The organism is Staphylococcus sp. Marseille-Q1834 (assembly GCF_916858875.1).
In the GTDB taxonomy this organism is placed as follows: domain Bacteria; phylum Bacillota; class Bacilli; order Staphylococcales; family Staphylococcaceae; genus Staphylococcus; species Staphylococcus pragensis.
Genome location: NZ_CAKASN010000001.1, coordinates 1,205,321 through 1,225,122, shown reverse-complemented (window position 1 = coordinate 1,225,122; position 19,802 = coordinate 1,205,321). Strand labels below are relative to the sequence as shown.

The 19,802-nt window shown below is 35.6% G+C and carries 17 protein-coding genes; all 17 read right to left on the bottom strand.

Going from position 1 to position 19,802, the window contains the following annotated elements; genetic code table 11:
- Positions 1–94: 94 nt before the first annotated feature.
- The 17 genes from LIX58_RS06050 to LIX58_RS05970 all read right to left on the bottom strand — a co-directional run bounded on the left by LIX58_RS06050 (position 95) and on the right by LIX58_RS05970 (position 19,583).
- Positions 95–1,387 (bottom strand): anaerobic C4-dicarboxylate transporter family protein, encoded by a 1,293-nt coding sequence (locus tag LIX58_RS06050; RefSeq protein ID WP_126565681.1) that lies wholly within the window; start codon positions 1,385–1,387, stop codon positions 95–97.
- Between the two features lie 201 nt (positions 1,388–1,588).
- Complete coding sequence (locus LIX58_RS06045; protein ID WP_126565682.1) at positions 1,589–1,843, bottom strand: hypothetical protein; 255 nt, start codon at positions 1,841–1,843, stop codon at positions 1,589–1,591.
- Between the two features lie 187 nt (positions 1,844–2,030).
- Complete coding sequence (locus tag LIX58_RS06040) at positions 2,031–2,837, bottom strand: CHAP domain-containing protein (protein WP_126565683.1); 807 nt, start codon at positions 2,835–2,837, stop codon at positions 2,031–2,033.
- Between the two features lie 364 nt (positions 2,838–3,201).
- On the bottom strand, positions 3,202–4,572 hold the full coding sequence (locus tag LIX58_RS06035; protein WP_154838112.1) for a CitMHS family transporter: 1,371 nt from the start codon (positions 4,570–4,572) through the stop codon (positions 3,202–3,204).
- Between the two features lie 195 nt (positions 4,573–4,767).
- Positions 4,768–5,367, bottom strand: a complete 600-nt coding sequence (gene cysC, locus LIX58_RS06030; protein ID WP_126565685.1) for an adenylyl-sulfate kinase — start codon at positions 5,365–5,367, stop codon at positions 4,768–4,770.
- Positions 5,368–5,381: 14 nt separating this feature from the next.
- Positions 5,382–6,560, bottom strand: a complete 1,179-nt coding sequence (gene sat / locus LIX58_RS06025; protein ID WP_226386169.1) for a sulfate adenylyltransferase — start codon at positions 6,558–6,560, stop codon at positions 5,382–5,384.
- A gap of 47 nt (positions 6,561–6,607) precedes the next feature.
- Positions 6,608–7,483, bottom strand: a complete 876-nt coding sequence (locus LIX58_RS06020) for a sulfite exporter TauE/SafE family protein (protein WP_154838116.1) — start codon at positions 7,481–7,483, stop codon at positions 6,608–6,610.
- A gap of 20 nt (positions 7,484–7,503) precedes the next feature.
- Entirely contained in the window at positions 7,504–8,115 is a 612-nt protein-coding gene (locus LIX58_RS06015) for an NAD(P)-binding protein (protein WP_154838118.1), read from the bottom strand.
- 54 nt (positions 8,116–8,169) lie between these two features.
- Positions 8,170–8,934, bottom strand: coding sequence for a uroporphyrinogen-III C-methyltransferase (gene cobA, locus LIX58_RS06010; RefSeq protein WP_126565688.1), 765 nt, complete (start codon positions 8,932–8,934; stop codon positions 8,170–8,172).
- Positions 8,935–8,967: 33 nt separating this feature from the next.
- Positions 8,968–10,689 (bottom strand): assimilatory sulfite reductase (NADPH) hemoprotein subunit, encoded by a 1,722-nt coding sequence (gene cysI, locus LIX58_RS06005; protein ID WP_154838120.1) that lies wholly within the window; start codon positions 10,687–10,689, stop codon positions 8,968–8,970.
- Between the two features lie 17 nt (positions 10,690–10,706).
- Complete coding sequence (locus LIX58_RS06000) at positions 10,707–12,584, bottom strand: assimilatory sulfite reductase (NADPH) flavoprotein subunit (RefSeq protein WP_126565690.1); 1,878 nt, start codon at positions 12,582–12,584, stop codon at positions 10,707–10,709.
- 168 nt (positions 12,585–12,752) lie between these two features.
- On the bottom strand, positions 12,753–13,484 hold the full coding sequence (locus LIX58_RS05995) for a phosphoadenylyl-sulfate reductase (protein WP_226386168.1): 732 nt from the start codon (positions 13,482–13,484) through the stop codon (positions 12,753–12,755).
- A 192-nt stretch (positions 13,485–13,676) separates the two neighbouring features.
- Entirely contained in the window at positions 13,677–14,477 is an 801-nt protein-coding gene (locus LIX58_RS05990; RefSeq protein WP_154838126.1) for a zinc ribbon domain-containing protein, read from the bottom strand.
- A gap of 90 nt (positions 14,478–14,567) precedes the next feature.
- Positions 14,568–15,353 (bottom strand): zinc-ribbon domain-containing protein, encoded by a 786-nt coding sequence (locus LIX58_RS05985; protein ID WP_168210244.1) that lies wholly within the window; start codon positions 15,351–15,353, stop codon positions 14,568–14,570.
- A gap of 223 nt (positions 15,354–15,576) precedes the next feature.
- On the bottom strand, positions 15,577–16,692 hold the full coding sequence (locus LIX58_RS05980; RefSeq protein ID WP_126565695.1) for a 5,10-methylene-tetrahydrofolate dehydrogenase: 1,116 nt from the start codon (positions 16,690–16,692) through the stop codon (positions 15,577–15,579).
- Positions 16,689–17,894, bottom strand: coding sequence for a 5,10-methylene-tetrahydrofolate dehydrogenase (locus LIX58_RS05975; RefSeq protein WP_126565696.1), 1,206 nt, complete (start codon positions 17,892–17,894; stop codon positions 16,689–16,691). Before LIX58_RS05975 ends, LIX58_RS05980 begins: the two co-directional genes overlap by 4 nt.
- Before the next feature lie 96 nt (positions 17,895–17,990).
- Complete coding sequence (locus tag LIX58_RS05970) at positions 17,991–19,583, bottom strand: solute:sodium symporter family transporter (RefSeq protein WP_154838128.1); 1,593 nt, start codon at positions 19,581–19,583, stop codon at positions 17,991–17,993.
- Between the last annotated feature and the right edge of the window lie 219 nt (positions 19,584–19,802).

The following is a 19,802-nucleotide window of genomic DNA, read 5'->3' as shown; positions in this document are numbered from 1 at the left end:
ATGTATATTTATAACTTATAAATGAATTTTTATTTTTTATAAAAAAACTATTAAGCTCAAACAAAAGTTTAAACTTAATAGTTTTTTAATTATATTAATATCCTAATATTGTTTTCATCGTAAATCCGACGATGACTGAAATTGCAATGGCGAAGAAGCCTGGGATGATAAAGCTAGTCGGTCGTGTTCGTCCTGTCTCATCTAAGCTAACCGCAAAGAGGATCGTCGGTTGTGCTGGAATAACGAAGTTAACGTTCAATGTTTGGACCATTGCGATGAAGTACAATGGTGGAATGCCCATACTCATCACAATCGGCACCATAATTGAAGCAGTAGCTGTTTGTGAAATAACAATCATTGCTACCACCGCTACTAAGATAATAACTAACCAAGGTACAGATTGTATTGTTTTACCAATGTCATCTCTGATAATTTTTAAATTTTGAGGTGCATTAAAGATAGTTGCTCCTAGCCATCCTGGTCCTAATACGGCGAAGAGTGCACCGATGGCTGATTGCGTAATATTAGAAGATAAAATATCGCTTGTATTAATTTTTTGTAGCAATAAGTTAACTGCCACACTTAAATACATAAAGAATTGCACAATTTCAGTCATTGTGAGCGTTACTTCTTTGCCATCAACTTTGAAAGTAGGCATTAAATCTGGGAAGATGCCAAATGTTAAAATACCTACAACACATAATAAGAATGCGATAACACCAATTTTTACTTTTTTTGAAAATGAAGGCGCCACTTCAACGTCAGGTGTATGTGCAATTTCACTTTCAGTTACTGTTGTTTTACGTCCTACAAATGTACAGAAAACACTTAACAGTAATATCGTAATAATAGCGGTTGGTAGTACAATACTTAAATATTTGCCCATTGAAATATCATAGCCTGCCATAACTGAAATAATATATGCTGTCGCAGAAGCTGCAGGACTACATAATAATGCTAAGTTCGCTGTCAGTACTGAAGCCGTTAACGGTCGTTTAGGCTGTATATTCGCTTTTACTGCTGTTTTAGCGATAATTGGTTCTAATGATAAGGCAATATTCGCTGTTCCTACGCCAAATACAAATAGAAAGACAATGATTGGTGCAATAAAGATAATTGATCTAGGAAATCGTTCGATAATTTTTGAAGCGAGATAGACTAGATAATCTATGCCTCCTGTAGCTTGTAAGGTACCACCAGCGATACCAATAGATAAAATGATTAATACTGCAGTAACAGGTGCTGATCCCGGAGGTAATTGAAATCCAAATATCATGATAAGTTGCGCGACGATAGCGAAGATGCCACATCCTAAAGCTCCAGCTGTTCTAAGTCCTAGTAATATGGCCAATATCATGATGGCAATTTCTACTACAAATAGTAGCATGATGAAAGCTCCTAACTAATTCTAAAAATTATTGTGATTTTTTTAACATACTTATTCTAACACTTTAATATGCCAAACGTATATAACTATACTAATTTTTGAAAATTAACTTTATTATAAATGATAATGATTATCAATTATATAGTCAAATAAAAATACCCTTGAAAGTAAACATCCAATTTACTTTCAAGAGCAATTCATTTATTTATATTTATTGTCTTTGAGTTTTTTAGTTTTAGTTGAAACATCTTTTAAATCGTCATTAGTTTCTTCATCATCTGTATGACCTTTAGCCATGTCTAAGTTTTTTTCTAAATTTTTCTTTTTCTCTTTTTTAGAACGTTTATCATAAGCACGTTCTTCAAATAATGAACCCCATATTAATCCAAAAATAACGCCAATTGTTACAACAACAATTAAGATTAATATGATCCATTTAAAGATATCAAGTGCCATGTTAACTCACCTTCTTTCAACATTAGGCAATCATGTATTTATATTGTTGTATTTCTTTATATATATATGTTTCCCGTTCTGTTTCGGCTTCAATCATAAAGTGAGAAAACGTGCCTTGGCCTTTTTCCAAAACAAAAGAAAACCACGAGACCCTATTGTAAGGTATCGTGGTTAAATTGACTTCGGATTATGAAATATAGTTGTATGAACCTGCTTGGCTAGCTGAGATTGTACGTGTTGAAACAACACCAGGACCACCATTGTAGTTCATTTCTGAAACGTTAACTGAGCCGTCATTGTTTACGTTCTCTACGTATGCAACGTGGCCATAAGCGCCTTGAGTTGTTTGCATAATAGCGCCTGCTTTAGGTGTGTTGTTTACTGTGTAACCGCTTTGTGCTGCTGCATTTGCCCAGTTATTTGCGTTGCCCCATGTGCTACCGATTGAGCCGCCTACTTTATCGTATACGTAGTAAGTACATTGGCCAGCTGTGTAAAGGTTAGCGCCTGAGCTTGATTTACCTGCGAATGCTTTACTGCTTGATGTGTTTGCTGATTGTGTTGTTGGGGCTTTTTGAGTTATTACTTGAACGTTGCGGTTTGATGTTGAATAATTTGAACCTAAGCCGCCACCGTTGTTGTTAGCAGTATATGATTGAGTATTGTTGTTTGTATTATATGATTGTGTGTTATTGTTTGTAGTTTGGTTTTGAGTGTAGCCATTATTATAGTTATAGCTGTAGTTATAATTGTAGTTTTGAGTTTGGTTGTTTGCAGTTTGTTGACCACCTTGTTGCGCTTGTGCTGGGCTCCAGTTACCTTGCCAGTTATAGTGATAGTTACCTTGTTGGTCAATTGTATAAGTGTAGCTATATGAATAAGGATCGTTAGGGTTATATCCATTATTGTTTTCCGCTGCATCTGCATCGTGATTTGCTAGTCCGAAAGTTGCGATACCTGCTGTTGCGATTGTAGCTGTAGCGATTTTTTTCATAATTAAATATCCTCCTAGATTTGTTTGAAAATGATTTTTCTCGTGGCTACCTGCAATTTACATTTATTAACATATTTAAGTAATGTTTAAGAATTTTTTCTCGTTAATTAACGACAAGACACACTCTAACAGACATACAAGGGTTTGTGTGCAATGTTAAACTTTTGTAAATGAATCATAATAATGTGACGGCGTTTGTAAAAAAAGTCAGAGTTTATTACAACTTCTATAACCAAGCCATGCCAGTGGGTTTATGCTTTTTTTCAACAGTGTCTCTCTAAAGCTTGTAATTTATCTGATTATTTCAAAGATGTTTTATTTCAGTAAAATAGGATAAAGCAGTGCTTTATCCTATTAATATTTATTAAATTGTTACTGTGCCAATTAACATTGCGATGATAAGCAAGACTATCGCAAAGCCCCATATCCAAAAAAAAGCATATTTAATATAAGTACCCATATTCGCTTCAGCAAGTCCAATTGCTAACCAAAGTGCAGGTGAGAATGGACTTACGAATGTACCTACAATATTACCGATAACCATTGAATATGCTGTAGAAACTGGATTAACCCCAAACTGACTTGCTGTTTGTTCTACTATAGGAAGTAATGCGAAATAATAAGCATCTGTACTTGTTAATAAATCAAGAGGCACACCAAAGATACCTACAATAATATGTAAATATGGCCCTACCCCATCTGGAATGATTTTAATAAGATTGATTGCGATAGCTTTTAACATTCCTGTTTCATTCAATACTCCTAAAAACATCCCCGCCGCAATAATAACAGCCGCCATCATTAGAGCATTGGGCGCATGTGCCTTTAATCGATTCATCTGATCGTCTACATTTGGGAAGTTAATAATTAATGCAACTGCTACACCAATCATAAATGCAAATTCTGGTGGTGCGATATTCGTAAACATCATTAAAATAACTAAGACAGTCAACAACATATTAACCCAAATGACCCAACCATGTTTCACTGCACGACCTCTTACTGGAAATTTAATATCTTGATCACGTTCGTAATTTCTCACAAGTTTATGAATATCAATATCAATAGTTGGTTCTAATTCTCCTTTATCAATAGCCTTTTTAATTCTTTTTTGCTCTCTAAAGCCTAAATACATCGCGAACATGAGGACTAAAATGAAACCAATAATCTGTACTGGTATTAAGCCATACCACAATTCATTGACACTTTTAACTTTTAATACAGAAGCCACACGTGCCATTGGTCCGCCCCAAGGTACCATATTCATAATAGCTGCACTAATTGCTAGTAATAAAATTAATAAATACTTATTCATGTTTAACGCTTTATATAGTGGTAATAATGCTGGAATTGAGAGTAAAAAAGTTACCGCACCAGCGCCGTCTAACTGTGCAAACATTCCAATAACTGCCGTAATAACACTTACAATGACAACATTACCTCTTGTCATTAAAATCAAGCGTTTAACAATGGGCTTAAATAAGCCACTATCTGTCATCAAGCCGAAGAATATAATAGCAAAGATAAACATAATGACTACGTTTATTACAGATTCTAAACCACTGTTAAAAAACTTTACTAAATCCCCTATGCCATAACCTAAAATCAATGCCCCAACACTTGGAATTAAAATCATACCTACTACTGGACTGATTTTCTTCGCAATCAATAATCTCACGATAGTCCCTATGATTAAAATCCCCATAACCGTTAACCACATACTATTATCATGCATGAAATCCCCCCAAATTCATTCAGTTGCATTCTCCCAATATTCCCATTTATCAAAAGAAAGCGTTTACACAATTATATCAAATCTACCCTTTTTAAATATTAAGTTTTATTTATAATATAAAATAAGTTCTGTATATAATTAAAAAAACGCATTATCAACATCATTTAATGTCGATAATGCGTTTAAATCATTTAATTAAATATATTGTTTCTCTTTTAAGTAGTTAAGAATCACTTCTACAGATTCTTCTACACTTTGCTGTTCTGTATTAATAGTAATTTCTGGTTTTTTAGGTGCTTCATATGGCGCACTAATACCAGTAAATTCTTTGATTTCGCCTGAACGTGCTTTTTGATAAAGACCTTTAGGGTCTCTTTTCTCACATTCTTCAACGCTGCATTCTGTATAAACTTCGATAAATTCGTCATCTTCTAAGATAGCGCGTACGTCATCACGGTCTTCTCTATATGGAGAGATGAACGCTGTAATCGCAATTGTACCAGCGTCTACTAAGAGTTTACTTACTTCACCAATACGACGAATGTTTTCTTTACGATCTCCAGGACTAAATCCTAGATTCTTGTTTAAACCATGACGTACATTATCGCCGTCTAAACGATAGGCATGTTTCCCTTGTTCAAATAATGCTTGTTCAAGTGCAACTGAAACGGTTGATTTACCAGAACCTGATAAACCTGTAAACCAAATCACTACACTTTTATGACCATTCTGTTGTTGTCTTTCTGCTTTCGTTACTTCAGAATCGTGCCATGTAATATTACTTGATTGACTCATGCTTTTCCCTCCACTTATTGTTGTTTCAAACCTCTAATTAATACTTCTGCTACTTCTGGTCTTGAGAATTTAGTTGGTAATGATTCACCATTACGTAATTTTTCTCTTACTTTTGTACCGCTTAAATGAACATGTTCTGATGCATCATGTGGGCATGTTTTAGCTGTAGCCATGTTGCCACATTTTTCACAATAAAAAGCATGTTCAAATTTCAAGATTTGAATATCTAATTCATCTTCAAATTGAGAGATAAGTTCTTGAGCTTCGTACGTACCATAGTAATCGCCTACACCTGCATGGTCACGGCCGACGATGAAATGTGTACAACCATAATTTTTACGGACTGTCGCATGTAAGATGGCTTCACGTGGTCCTGCATAACGCATTGCTGCTGGATAAATCACTAAGCGTGCTCTATCTTTCGGGAAGTAATTTTTAAGAATCGCTTGATAACTTTCCATACGTACATCTGCTGGAATATCATCCGCTTTTGTTTCACCTACTAATGGATTTAATAATAATCCATCTACAATTTCTAACGCTGATTTTTGAATATATTCATGTGCACAGTGAACAGGGTTACGTGTTTGAAAACCTACAACTGTTTTCCAGCCAAGATCATGGAATAATTGACGTGTTTCAGCTGGATCTAAATGATAATCTGAGAATTCATCATGTTTCGGACGATCCACTAATTGAATAGGACCAGCTAAATAAACGTTACCTTTGTCATAAACTTTTTTAACACCAGGATGTGCTTCGTCAGTTGTACCATAAACATTTTGCGCTTCTTTTTCTTTGTCATACGTATATTTTTCTTCAAGTTTTAACGTACCGTATAATTCGCCATCTTCCCCGTAAATCGCCACGTCATCGCCAACTTCTAATTTGGCTGCTTCATCTTCAGTTACTGGCAATGTGATTGGAATACTCCATACTAAACCATTCTCAAGATGTGTGTCTTCAACAACTTTAGTGTAATCCGCTTCGCCCATGAAACCAGTTAATGGACTGAAACCGCCAATACCAATTAATTCTAAATCAGAAATTGCCCATGGGTTTAACGTAATCTTCTTGAAAGACTTTGCAGCTTCGATTAAAGTTTCTCTTTCTGCACCTTCAACTACACGATTAATTAATTCACCACCATGTGGTTGGATTGTATAATTATTAATTGTTTCATTTGCTGCCATAATTTCATAACCCTTTTTTCTAATTAAATTGATTAGTTTACTCGGTTTTACTTATAAGAAAAAGACAATTTTTTGTTGCGAATAAGTGTGATAATCACTAAAATCACAATCGCACAAATAATTGCGAATCTAATAATATTAGTTATTGTGGCATCACTATCAAAGTATTTTAGCAATGCATTACTATTTGTGAAAATGATTAACCCACCTACACAAATAGCTAAAATATTAATTGGTAATATTTTAGTAAGATACGCAGAAATAGGTGCTGCTAACATACCGCCAACACTTAACGCGATGACAAACCACCAATTAATTTGTGTGATCCCTAAAAAGAGAATAAAACTTAACGATGTTGACAATGTAACGAAAAACTCACTCGCTGACACGGTACCAATAGCATAACGCGGTTGAATCTTATGACTTGCCAATAATAAAGGTGTATTGACAGGTCCCCATCCGCCACCACCAATGGCATCTAAAAAACCAGCGATAGCGCCTTGTGGCACAAGTTTTGCACTACTTAACTTTCCAACATGCGTGTGAAGTTCCTTATGTCGTTTAATGAGGAATTGATATAAAATATAAATTCCCATTGAAAGTAAAAATAGAGCGATATATGGTTTGATATAGTCGCCATGTATTCGCGTCAATAATGCAGCGCCAATGAACCCACTGATTGCACCAGGAATCGCTAGCTTTAACATGGTCGGTTTATGTACATTTTCAAATTTCCAATGCGATGTCCCTGAAGCTGCTGTCGTTGCAATTTCAGAAAAGTGCACAGTGGCTGATACAATCGCAGGTGCAATACCATACGTTAACAAAATAGATGATGATGAGGCCCCGAAACCCATTCCGAGTGATCCATCAACAAGTTGGGCTAAAAATCCAGCTAATGCAAATATAAATAATTTCCTCATATATCACACGCCCCTTCATATTAAACTTGTGATTGGAGCCATCGCATGAATTCTCGTTGCTGATCTTCATTTAAATATGTTTCAGATAATATCTGTTGTAATAAGTTTTGTTTTTCAGATGGCTCAATTGATAAAGCTTTAATGCGCTGTCTGCTTTGATACAAAAATTCTATATAGGTGTTATAACGTTCATCGTACATCTCACTTAATGTAGAGATGATGTGCGCCCCTAGTTTAGGACTTGCGCCGTTCGTTGAAACACTCATCGTCAGTCGTCCACGTTTTAAAATACTAGGAAATGTGACATCTCCTGCCTGTGCGTCTGCTGCATGATTAAGTAAGACGCCTTTAGGCAAACTTTCTTTCACTTGGGTGTTCACTTTAGGCTCATTTGTCGCAACGACTACAAGGTAAGCGCCCTCTAAGTCGCTTGGTTCAAAGGCTTTCTTACTCCATGAAATGCGACCTTCAGTCACTAAAGTATGTAAGGCTGGTGTAAGTGAAGGACTCACAATATGAATATTAGGACAATACGCTATTAATGTAGTGGCCCGTCTTGTTGCAACTTTTCCGCCACCAACAATAACAATATGTTTATCAGTTAAATCAATCATGAGTGGCATACTATTCATACTGTTTCCCCCATTCACTTCGCCTCTATGCCGATTTACTTACCTACATTATAACTAAGGTAAGGTCATTTCTAATTCAGCAACTTGTTCTTTAAACCAGCTAATCTTCTGTCTCATTTGCACTACATCGCCAATCACAATCATCGCCGGATTCTTGATTGAAGATGCTTGTTCGACGATGGTGCCTAATGTGCCGGTAACAGTCTTCTGGGAAGTAGTCGTTCCTAAATGTACTAACGCAACAGGTGTATCTATCGATTTACCATGACGGATAAGCAATTCACAAATTTCAGGTAAACGTTTCACACCCATATAAACGCATAATGTTTCTGGTCCATGTGCAAGATGTTCCCAGTACGCTTCCTTCGACATACCAGGCTTATTCACCGCCGTGACAAACGCCACGGAAGAGCTATAATCTCTATGCGTAACTGGAATGCCCGCATATGCTGGTGCTGCAATACCTGATGTGATACCGGGGACGATTTCAAACGGGATTTGGTGTTGCGCTAAGATTTCCGCTTCTTCACCACCACGACCGAAGACAAACGGGTCGCCCCCTTTTAGACGCGTAATCGTATGTCCTTTCTTAGCTAAACTGACTAACATTCGATTCGTTTCCTCTTGCGGTAAGGAATATTTATTCGGGTCTTTACCACAATAGAAGAATTTTGTTGATGGTTTCGCTAATTCTAAGATTTCTTTGTTCACTAAACGATCATACAGAATCACGTCTGCCGCTTGAATCGCCTTCATACCTTTAATCGTCAATAAATCAGGATCACCAGGTCCTGCGCCTACTAGATAAACATTTCCCATCCTGTCACCCCCCGTTCTTTCTTTTTTTGAAAATTAACTATGGAAATCTTGGCCACCATGAACCTTAGCTACTACACCAGAGCGAATCACGAAGTCGCCGAAATGTTCACCTTCAAGGCGTTCTTTACCATAATCAATAAGAATAGGACGTAAGCTTTCAAGAATTTCTTGTTCGCCAATATTCTCTTTATACAATTTATTTAAGCGTTCACCTTTAAAACCGCCACCTAAATACATGTTGTATTTACCAGGCGCTTTACCGATAAATGCAATTTCAGCAAGTGCTGGTCTAGCACAGCCATTTGGACAACCTGTCATACGAATCGTAATTTCCTCATCATTAAGACCCGCTTCATCCAATAAATCTTCAATCTTAGTAATTAATGATGGTAGGTAACGTTCTGATTCTGCCATGGCTAAGCCACATGTTGGAAAGGCTACACAAGCCATTGAATTACGTCGTAAGCCTGTATAATTCTTGCCATCTGTTAAACCATATTGGTCAATAAGACTTTGGATTTCTTCTTTTTTCTCAGAAGTTACATTTGCAATAATTAAATTTTGGTTTGGAGATAATCTGAAGTCGCCCGTATGTGTTTCTGCGATTTTTCGCAATGCCGTTTTTAATTGATAATCTTCGGTATCTTTGACGCGTCCATTTTGAATAAATAGCGTATAATTCCAAACGCCTTCTTCGCCTTCAATCCAACCTAAACGGTCGCCGTTATGTTCAAATTCAAAGTCACGTGCCTCTTCAATGTCCCATCCTAAGCGTGAATTAAGTTCTTCAACTACCTTTTCTACACCTAAGCGGTCCACAGTATATTTGAAACGTGCATTTTTACGATTCTCACGGTTACCGTAGTCACGTTGAATCGTTAAAATTTTCTCACAAACGTCAACAGCTTTATCTTTAGGGATAAATCCAGCTAAGCGTCCTACTTGAGGATACGTATCAGGATTACCATGCGTCATACCCATACCGCCACCAATTGTGACATTGAATCCGATAAGTTCTTCGTTCTCAACAATAGCGATAAGACCAATATCTTGAGAGTAGACGTCAATGTCATTTGAAGGTGGAACTGCGATACCAATTTTAAATTTACGTGGTAAATATTTCTTACCGTACATTGGTTCCACTTCTTCAGCTGAATCTAAAACTTTCTCTCCATCTAACCAAATTTCATGATAAGCATTTGTTTTAGGTAATAAATGATCACTAATTGCTGTCGCATAATCATTAATTTCTTTATGAATACTTGATTGATATGGGTTAGGGTTACACATCGTATTACGATTGACGTCCCCACACGCTGCAATTGTATCAAGTACTGCTTCATTAATCTTTTGCATTGAAGTTTTTAAATTACGTTTTAAAATACCATGGAATTGGAACGTTTGACGTGTCGTTAATTTCAACGTTTGATTGCCATAACGCTCTGAAATGTCATCCATTGCTAACCATTGTTCCGGTGTCGCTTTACCTCCTGGTAGACGAACACGAATCATAAAGCTGTATGCCGGTTCAAGCTTCTGTTTACGACGTTCGTCACGTATATCTCTATCGTCTTGTTGATAGCTACCATGGAACTTTAATAATTTCGTATCATCGTCAGAAATAGCACCAGTTAAAGGATCTGCTAAGCCTTGTTCAATCGTTCCACGTAAATAATTACTATCGTCTTTGAGATATTCTAAGGCATCAAGCTTTTGGTTTAATTCATCAGATAATTGCTTATTAGTTTTAGCCATTAAATACCACCCCTTCTTTAGTACACATCACGTTGATAACGTTTTTCTTTTTTCATTTGTTTAAGATATGCTTCAGCGTCTTCTTCAGATAAGTTTTGTTCTTTAATTAAGACGTTGCGAATCGCTTGATGTACGTCTTTAGCCATGTTTTTTTCATCGCCACAAATATAAATTGAAGCGCCATTTTGTAGCCATTCATTAAACTGTGCACTATGTTCTGAAATACGATGTTGCACATAAACTTTTTCATCTGTATCGCGTGAGAATGCGACATCCATCTTGCCTAATGTACCGTCTTTCAACCATTCTTGCCATTCAGTTTGATATAAGAAATCAGTTGTAAAGTGCTGATCGCCAAAGAATAACCAAGTATTGCCTTTATAGCCATTTTCTTCGCGTTCTTGCATATAAGCTCTAAATGGCGCAACACCTGTACCAGGACCAATCATAATCACTGGTGTGTCACCATCTGTTGGGAACTTAAAGTTTGGATTACGTTTTAAATAAATCGGTACTGTATCGCCTGGTTGAATACGTTCAGCGAATTGTACAGAACATACGCCTGAGCGATCACGGCCATGCGCATTGTATCTCACAGCACCTACTGTAATATGTACTTCATCTGGCAAAGCTTTATAACTACTTGAAATTGAGTATTCTCTTGGTGGTAATTTTCTAAGTAATTGATATAGATTTTCTGGTTGTAATTCTGTTGTATCGAAATCATTTAATAAGTCGATTAAGTCACGACCTTCGATATAACTTTGAACCCATTCGTTATCTTCTACTTTTTCTTTTAACTCATCATTATCAAATAATGTAGCTGCATTAATAAGTAGTGGTTTGGTTAATTTTGTGATTTCAAAATGAGTTGTTAAGGCATCTTCAAGTGATAAAGTATCACCTTCATCAGAAATTTGTACTTGGTCTTCTGGGTCCCAGCCTAATGTACTGATAAGTAAATCAACTAAAGCTGGATCGTTTTGTGGTAAGACGACTAAACAATCCCCTACTTCATATTCTTCACCAAAGTTATCTAATAAGAATTCAATATGACGTGTTTCTTTATTAGAACCTCGACCATTTAAGTTAATATTTTCTAATACTTCTGCTTGATACGGATTTGATTTTGAGAATTTCTTCTCTTTTGCCGATTTAATAGATTCACTTACAACTTGTTCATTTTGTGTGCCGTCTGGTGCTGTATCGATAGCATTAATAACGTTAGCCATCCACTTTTCAGCGTCTTCTTCATAATCAACATCGCAGTCTACACGATCATAAATTCTTTCAGCACCTAATTCGCCAAGCTTTCTATCAAAGTCACGACCTGTTTGACAGAAGAATTCATAAGTTTGATCACCAAGCGCTAATACAGAGAAGCGCACGCCTTCAAGCTTCGGTGCTTTGCGCCCATGAAGGAACTCATGAAGTTCAGCTGCGTTATCTGGTGGATCCCCTTCACCTTGTGTAGATGTAATAATAAATAAGTCTTCAACATTTTTAAGATTTTTAGGTTTAAATTCATCCATTGCTTTTAAAGTAACGTTATGACCAATGTTTGATAAACGTTCTTCAAAGATTTCTGCCAAACCTTGCGCATTACCTGTTTCTGAACCATAAAGTAATGTGATACTACGTTTCTCTGGTGTAATAGCAGGTTCTTTGTCTTGCAACATCGCTTCTGTGTTGGCAGATAGTTCGCCTTGAGCTGTTGCTTGATTTGATGCCGCAGTTTGAGATTGAGCTGGCGCACCATTCGCTGTAAACTGTTGATTCGCAACTAAGTAACCACTTAACCATACTTTTTGCTCTGGTGTAAGCGTCTGTAGTAATTCATTAATTTGTGTGGCTTGACCTTCTGTAAAAGGACTATTTGTGACACTTAAATTCAATGTTATCCACCTCTTGTTCCGTAAAAGTTCAATTCAATATTATTTTAAATACTATCTTTATTATGTAAGAAATATATCCGGATTTACAATAAAATTCGGATATATTTTTGTTCCCAAAAACCTACCAAAACACTAAGCTTTATACTTAAAAAATTTTCACCTTAATGATTAAGGTTTATCTGCAACGTGAAGACCACATTCAGTCTTTTCAAAATTAGACCAACGACCTGTACGAGAATCTTCAGAATCAAAAACAGGTGCAGTACATGGAATACAACCAATACTTGGATAATGTTGATCATGTAATTCGTTGTATGGTAAATCATGCGCTTTGATATAATCCCAAACTTCATCTTCAGTCCAATAAATTAATGGACAAACTTTAATTGATTTAAAACGCTCATCTTTATTAATGAAATTAGTATGTGCACGTGTAGGAGATTGGTCACGACGTAGCCCTGAGATCCAAGCAACTGCGCCACCTAAAACCTCTTCTAACGGTTTAATCTTTCTAATGTAACAACATTGGTTAGGATTATTCTTCCAAAGTGCTGGATTATATTTCTCCGCTTGTTCTTCAAGTGTTAAGTCCGGTTGTTTCATTTCAATACGAAGTTGTGGAAAGCGTTCTTTCACTCTATCAATTAAATCATACGTCTCTTGAAAATGTAGATTAGTATCTAAAAATACAATTTGAGCATCTGGTTTAATTTGTGAAATCAAATTAATAAGCACCATACTCTCTGCTCCGAAACTACATGAATAAACAATAGAGTCACCATATGTGCGGTATGCCCATTCTAAAATTTCGTAAGCGCCCTTTGTAGCGTCATCTGTGGAAATAGAGTCAATAAATGGATCGCCATTAAAGCTCTCATATGTAATCTTCGGTACTGACATAAACTTATGGTGCCCCCTCAGTGTTCACAAATTTATTTATCTAATACCTATCGGAATTGTCAGAATAATATGTTAATACTTTATCGAGTTTTGCGTAGAAAGTCAAGGGAATTTAGGGAGTATCTTTGATAAAGAAGAAATGATAGATAAACAAAAACCACTTTAGCCTTAACCTAAAGTGGTTTCTAATTTTTAATATTCTGGAATACACTCTACTAATACAACTTTACCATTCTCTGGAGTTACTAAAATTTCAAAACCGTTATTTTTGACATTGTTGTAAATATACTGGCCTGAAGCTGAGTGTTGATCGTAATTATTATATTTACGTATAAATTCTTTTTCACTTACATTATCTGGAGCTATAGCTATACCCCATACTGTATTATCATGAGTTCTTGGATTATAAATGACAGCTATATTACCATATTTTATATAATCATCATCAAAACCATTAATATGAGGCATTATTTTTCCTTTTCCAAAACGTTTTTCTACTTCGTCTTTAGTCATCCCTATTTTTATCCCCATAAATGAATCTATATTGTTCTTTTGCATATATGTTGTTTGAAAGTCATCTGATAGGACGTCAATTTTAGGTGGTTGTGGTGCATTATCTTTATCTGTTTTCTCTTCTTTTTCTTGTTCGGCTCTTTGTTTTTCAGCTTTTTTAGGGTCGTTTGAAATTTTATGCTCACCTTGTTTCTCTTCTTCTTTGGCAACGTGTTGAGTAGTAGTTGGTTTACTTTGTGCTTGTTCATTCCCTTTTAAGAAAAAGTGATAATACGTGAAGCAACTACTTACTATAATCGCTATAACAAGTATAGCGATAACCACAAACGGCCAAATATGACGTTTCCGCTTCGGCTCTTGTGGAAAATAATGATTTTCTTGAGTATAGCCGTATTTAAAGTTTTGGATATCACATCCACATCGATTACAAAAATGTTGATTTTCTTTTAACGGGCTACCACATTGAGGACAATATTTCATATATTCATCTACCTTTCACTTTTCATGATTGAAGGACTAAGTTGCTTGTGAAATTTGAATATGAGTGAATTAAAATAGATACGCTATTATTTATTCAGCAAGACATTGAATTTTAGCGATATATCCGTGATCAATATCAACAGCGACTAAATAACCATTACCTTTAAAGTTGTTATAAACAATTTCTGAACCACTGTAATCGTCGTAAGCAGGATAACGATCAAGAAATTCACTTGTAGTGACATGATCTGGAGAAACACCAACTGCTATGACTTTACCATCCTCGCCTTTCGTATCATAATCCACGGTTAAATTACCATACTTTGTAGACTCCCATTTAAAGCCATCTACTTTTAAAGTACCGGTAGATTTTCCGACAAGTTTTTCAACTTCTGAACGTGTCATACCTTTGCGAATACCCATATATCCACCTAGATTATTACTTTGCATATATGTTCTTTCAAAATCTTCACTCATGACATCAATTTTTGGAGATTTAACTTTATTTTCTTTATCTTTTTCTGATTCATGTTTTTCAGATTTTTTATGGTCATTGGATGATTTTTGTTCATCTTTTTGTTTTTCAGTTTTTGAAGTATGTTGTGTAGTAGTAGACTCATTTGACGTTTGATGGTCGTCTTTAATAAAGAAGAAATAATATGTAAGACAGCTTGCTATGATAATAGCAATTATAAGCGCACCTATAACAACCCACGGCCAAACTTTACGCTGTAGTTGTGGTGGTTCTGGTGATTGAGGTTGGAAATAAATTCCGCTATCCCGATACTGTTCAAATGCTTTGATATCATGACCGCATTTGTTACAGAAACGTTGATTAGCGTTGAGTTGACTTCCACATTGAGGACAATATTTCATAAATGACCTTCCTTTCACTTCTTGATGAGAGTAATAACAATGATGAGTGTGAAATAAGGTTTTTCTATTTTTAATGTATACACACATAGTATTTACGCTTAATTTTAAATGACTTTTTTGAAATTTTCTATAATTATTTTCTCGAAAAATAATTATAAAAAATAAAGCCAATTGAAGCACTGACACTTCCACTGGCTTTAGCAAACCTAATCCTACTAAATGCTTATTGATTTCTATCATTATAACGCATTTGTTGACGATAACCATACGTACTTTCTTTAATGAGTTGATCATTCAATAGACCAGCGCCAATTGCACCTGCAACAGTAGAAATTGAAGCAGCGAACCACGGAATACTAAGATATAAATCTATACCTGCAGGTCCTTTCAATCCTATTTGCTGGCCTAAGAAATTAGCCGGTAATAGCACGAGTTCTGCAATTAAGAATAATAAATACAAGATAATATAATAAATAATAATAGCAATCAATAACGTCATAACAGTTGTTAAATTGTATAACCACGTAATACGTTTATTCTTACCTTTCTTTACAGGTTCCCATAAATCATGGGATAACATAATCCATATCAACATACCTAACACCGCAATGATTGATATGCCAAAGAGGCGCCACATTGAGAATTCCATACTCATTTGCCACATAGTTGTAAATATCAAACCAAAGGCGCCCGTAGTAAAAGCAATCGCAACGATATTGCTTAAACTTGCCATCATGTTTAATGGATTGTTCGCAAAAGTCATACCACTGACTAAACGCAACATACCTGTGGTACGTGAGTTAGATAAATAACGTAAATGCTTCGTTTCTGTTTCATCTAAATAAACTTCTGTCTTTTTAATATTTGAAAAAGGAAACTGCTTACCCAACATGTGCTGAATACTATTATCATCATCGTATGATTTGTTTTGTTCTTCTGAACGATGTACTTCATTAATAATAGAGACAATAGCATTTTTAAAACGATTCTTAACTGGTCGCCAGCCAAATGCTGGATATGAAAAAATGGCTGCCCCGTTCTTTTTGTTAATATCTAAAGCGAGTACATGTTGCTGATAAAACATAGGTAAATCGGTAAGCCCTACTACATAATCCCATTGTCTCTCATCATGATAATCATGAATTTTCTTGAAGATTTCTTCTACAGATTCTGCGAAACCAGTCAGAGGATCAACCACGAGATCGATTTTCCAATTGTGTTGGTTGTTAGGTTGTTGCGACAAGATGTTTGGTAAATCATCTATTAAACTTTTGCCTAACGTTTCAGTAACGCCCGGAGCAACTACTAAACCAATCACTTTTTCATCTTTGTTACTCATGAATTATCCTCCTCTCTGTGATCTTGTTTCTTACCTTCGTATTGTTCTTCATCTTTATCTTCATTATTTGAAGCGGATTGTTCTACTTGTTGTTGCGACTCATCTTGAGACGCAGATTGTTGTTTTTCTTCCTCTTCTTGTTGTTCTTGTTCCACTTCTTTATAACGATGGTACTGACGATAAGAATACGTAATACGTCGAATTTTTTCTTCGTCTTCGACTGTAGACCCCATCGCTCCAGCTAATAAACCTAATGATGATACAAACCATAGTAGTCTTAAATAATTTCGAATAGTAAAATCTGGGTTCGCACTTGTCCAATTATTAAATAAGCTTACAGGTACAAATAATGAAATACTAATTGATAATAAGACATATAAAATGACATAGTTCATCAATGTAATTACGATTAATGTAAGCATTGTCGTAGCATTGTAGATATAGCGATAGACACGTTGAGATTTCGATGTTTTACGTTCAAATAGTTGGTGCGCATAAAGTAACCAACCTGCCATACCAATAACAGCAATCATCATTAACACAATAAAACGATAAATAGAATATTGCACACTTAATTCCCATGGCATTGAGAAGATAGATACATAAGTTCCTGTCGCAAATGCTACGGAAATAATCTTTTTAAAGTTAAAGATATTCTTCCACGGTTCATTCGCCCGCGTTAATCCTAGTATAAGTTGAATCCATCCTAATACGATGAAAGGATTGATATAACGTTGTTTTGTACTGTCATCCTCACTAGGCTCTACCGCTTTCGGACGGATAAAAAGTGACACATTCGGATGTGATTTAGGCTTATTGTAGTACAACTGTTCAATTAATGAGGTAATACTTTTAACTAATTTGCGTTCTAAATTGACCCAGCCTAATGAAGGCATCGATAACATGGCAACCTGTTGTTCATTGTCAAAGTCACTAATTACAACTTTGTTACCTGAGATACTTGGTAAGTCGGTAATACACACAACGATATCCCATTCATATTGCTTTTTTAACTCGATAGCTTTGTCTATACTTTCGTGTACATCCTCTGCTGAGCCGATTAATAAATCAACCTTGGTTTCGAAATGCCACTCAGTGTTGCTATCAATATGTTGTTGCAGTAAGGCTTGTATCTTGGGTATCGCACGGTCGACATGTTTGCGTGCCACACCTGGCGAAGGTACGAGTCCAATTGTGTACATTAGGTTGACTCCCTCCTTTTTCAAAAAAATAAACGAAAGGTGTACGTTTAAAGGTAAATTGCATCTTTAAACGTACACGCTATACATGAATGTGCTTTATTTAGCTAGCACTAATGGTGAGAAGATGATATAAATAATCACGACTAAAGCTAAAATGATACTACCGGCAATATAGCGATATTTCCAAGGTGTGATGTCCACTTTAGCGTTATTAGTATTTAAGTCAAATTCGTTAGATGGTTTCAATTTATTGAAAATAAGTACAATGATTAAATCAATAAAGAAGATGACACTAAATGTATAGAGATAATTAATTTGTGGGAATGCCAAACTTACAATGACATATAAAATAATATGTGTAAACAGTGCTATTTTAGCACCTAACTTAGAGGTACGTCTAGAGAAAAATGCTACGAGTACTAATGCAAGCACAGGCATACTATAAACACCATTAAATTGTTGAACAATCGCATATAAACCACTTGGGAATAATGAAATGAATGGTGACAGACCAACACAGATAGCACCAATAACAACTGTCGCTACGTGCCCTACGCGGGCAATGTGTTTATCTGATGCTTTCTTACCAAAGATGGGTTGATAGAAATCGTATGTGAATAATGTCGTTGTACTATTTAATGAACCAACAAATGAACTTAGTATTGCACCAAAGATTACGGCACCAAAGAGACCTAATGACCAATCTGGTAAAATGCTTTGGATAAGTGCTGGGTAGGCATTATCGTTTTTATCAATACCACCATTGAAATAATTATATGCAATGATACCAGGAATCACTGTGAAGATAGGTCCAAATATTTTAAAGATACTTAAGTAAATGGCACCTTTTTGTGATTCTTTTAAGTTTTTAGCGGCTAGTGCTTTTTGAACAATCATTTGATTTGCGCACCAGAAGAATAAGTTATTGAAAAACATACCAAAGAATAATGTTGGCCATGGTACGATATTTGAATTTACTGCTCCGAATGCATTCAGTTTCTCTGGAGTATGTTGAACGATATGATCGAAACCTTTGACGAATCCACCATCGCCCACGTGATGTAAACCAATTAACGTTACGATTAAACCGCCAACGATTAAGCCGATACCGTAAATGGAATCACTGAATGCGCTAATAGATAAACCACCTACAAAGAGGTAAAGTACCCCAATAATACCGATTGTTAGTGAAATAATAATCGTCGCTGTTGTGTCACTTACGCCTAAATAATCTCCCACGTAGAACATTTTATTAAATACTAAAGAACCTGAGTATAAGACAACTGGCATAAATGACACTACATGCGTAAAGATAAATAGGATGGATACAAAGCGTTTCGTAAATGTATCGTATCTCATCTCTAAGAATTCAGAAATGGTAGAAACACCATAGCGTAAATATTTAGGAAGGAAGACCCATGCTAGTAAGACGACCGCTACGGCAGCAGTAATCTCCCACGCCATTACCTCCATGCCTTTACCATAACTTTGACCATTTTGACCCACTAGTTGTTCCGTCGATAGGTTGGTCATGATAATCGTTGAAGCAATGGTGAAACCTGTTAAGGTATTGCCTCCCATAAAATAACCGTCTGCGCTATCGGTTTGTACTTTTTTCGAGCGCCAATACGCATAAATACTAATGCCGATAACTACGCCTAAGAATAATAGGACTGCTAGCCAATTCATACTTCTTTCTCTCTCCTTATAAAAAATTTATAAATTGCAATCATCATTCATTCTTTGCAATAAAAAAACGTTAAATCCTCACTTGCATTCAACGTTTATATTTCCTTTTTTAGATTGAAAAATGAATAAATCTTACTATATGGCGCACATATACATTAAAATAATTTCCAATACTTTTTTTAATCATAAAACTTGTTCGTTTTTAATTTTAATAACTTT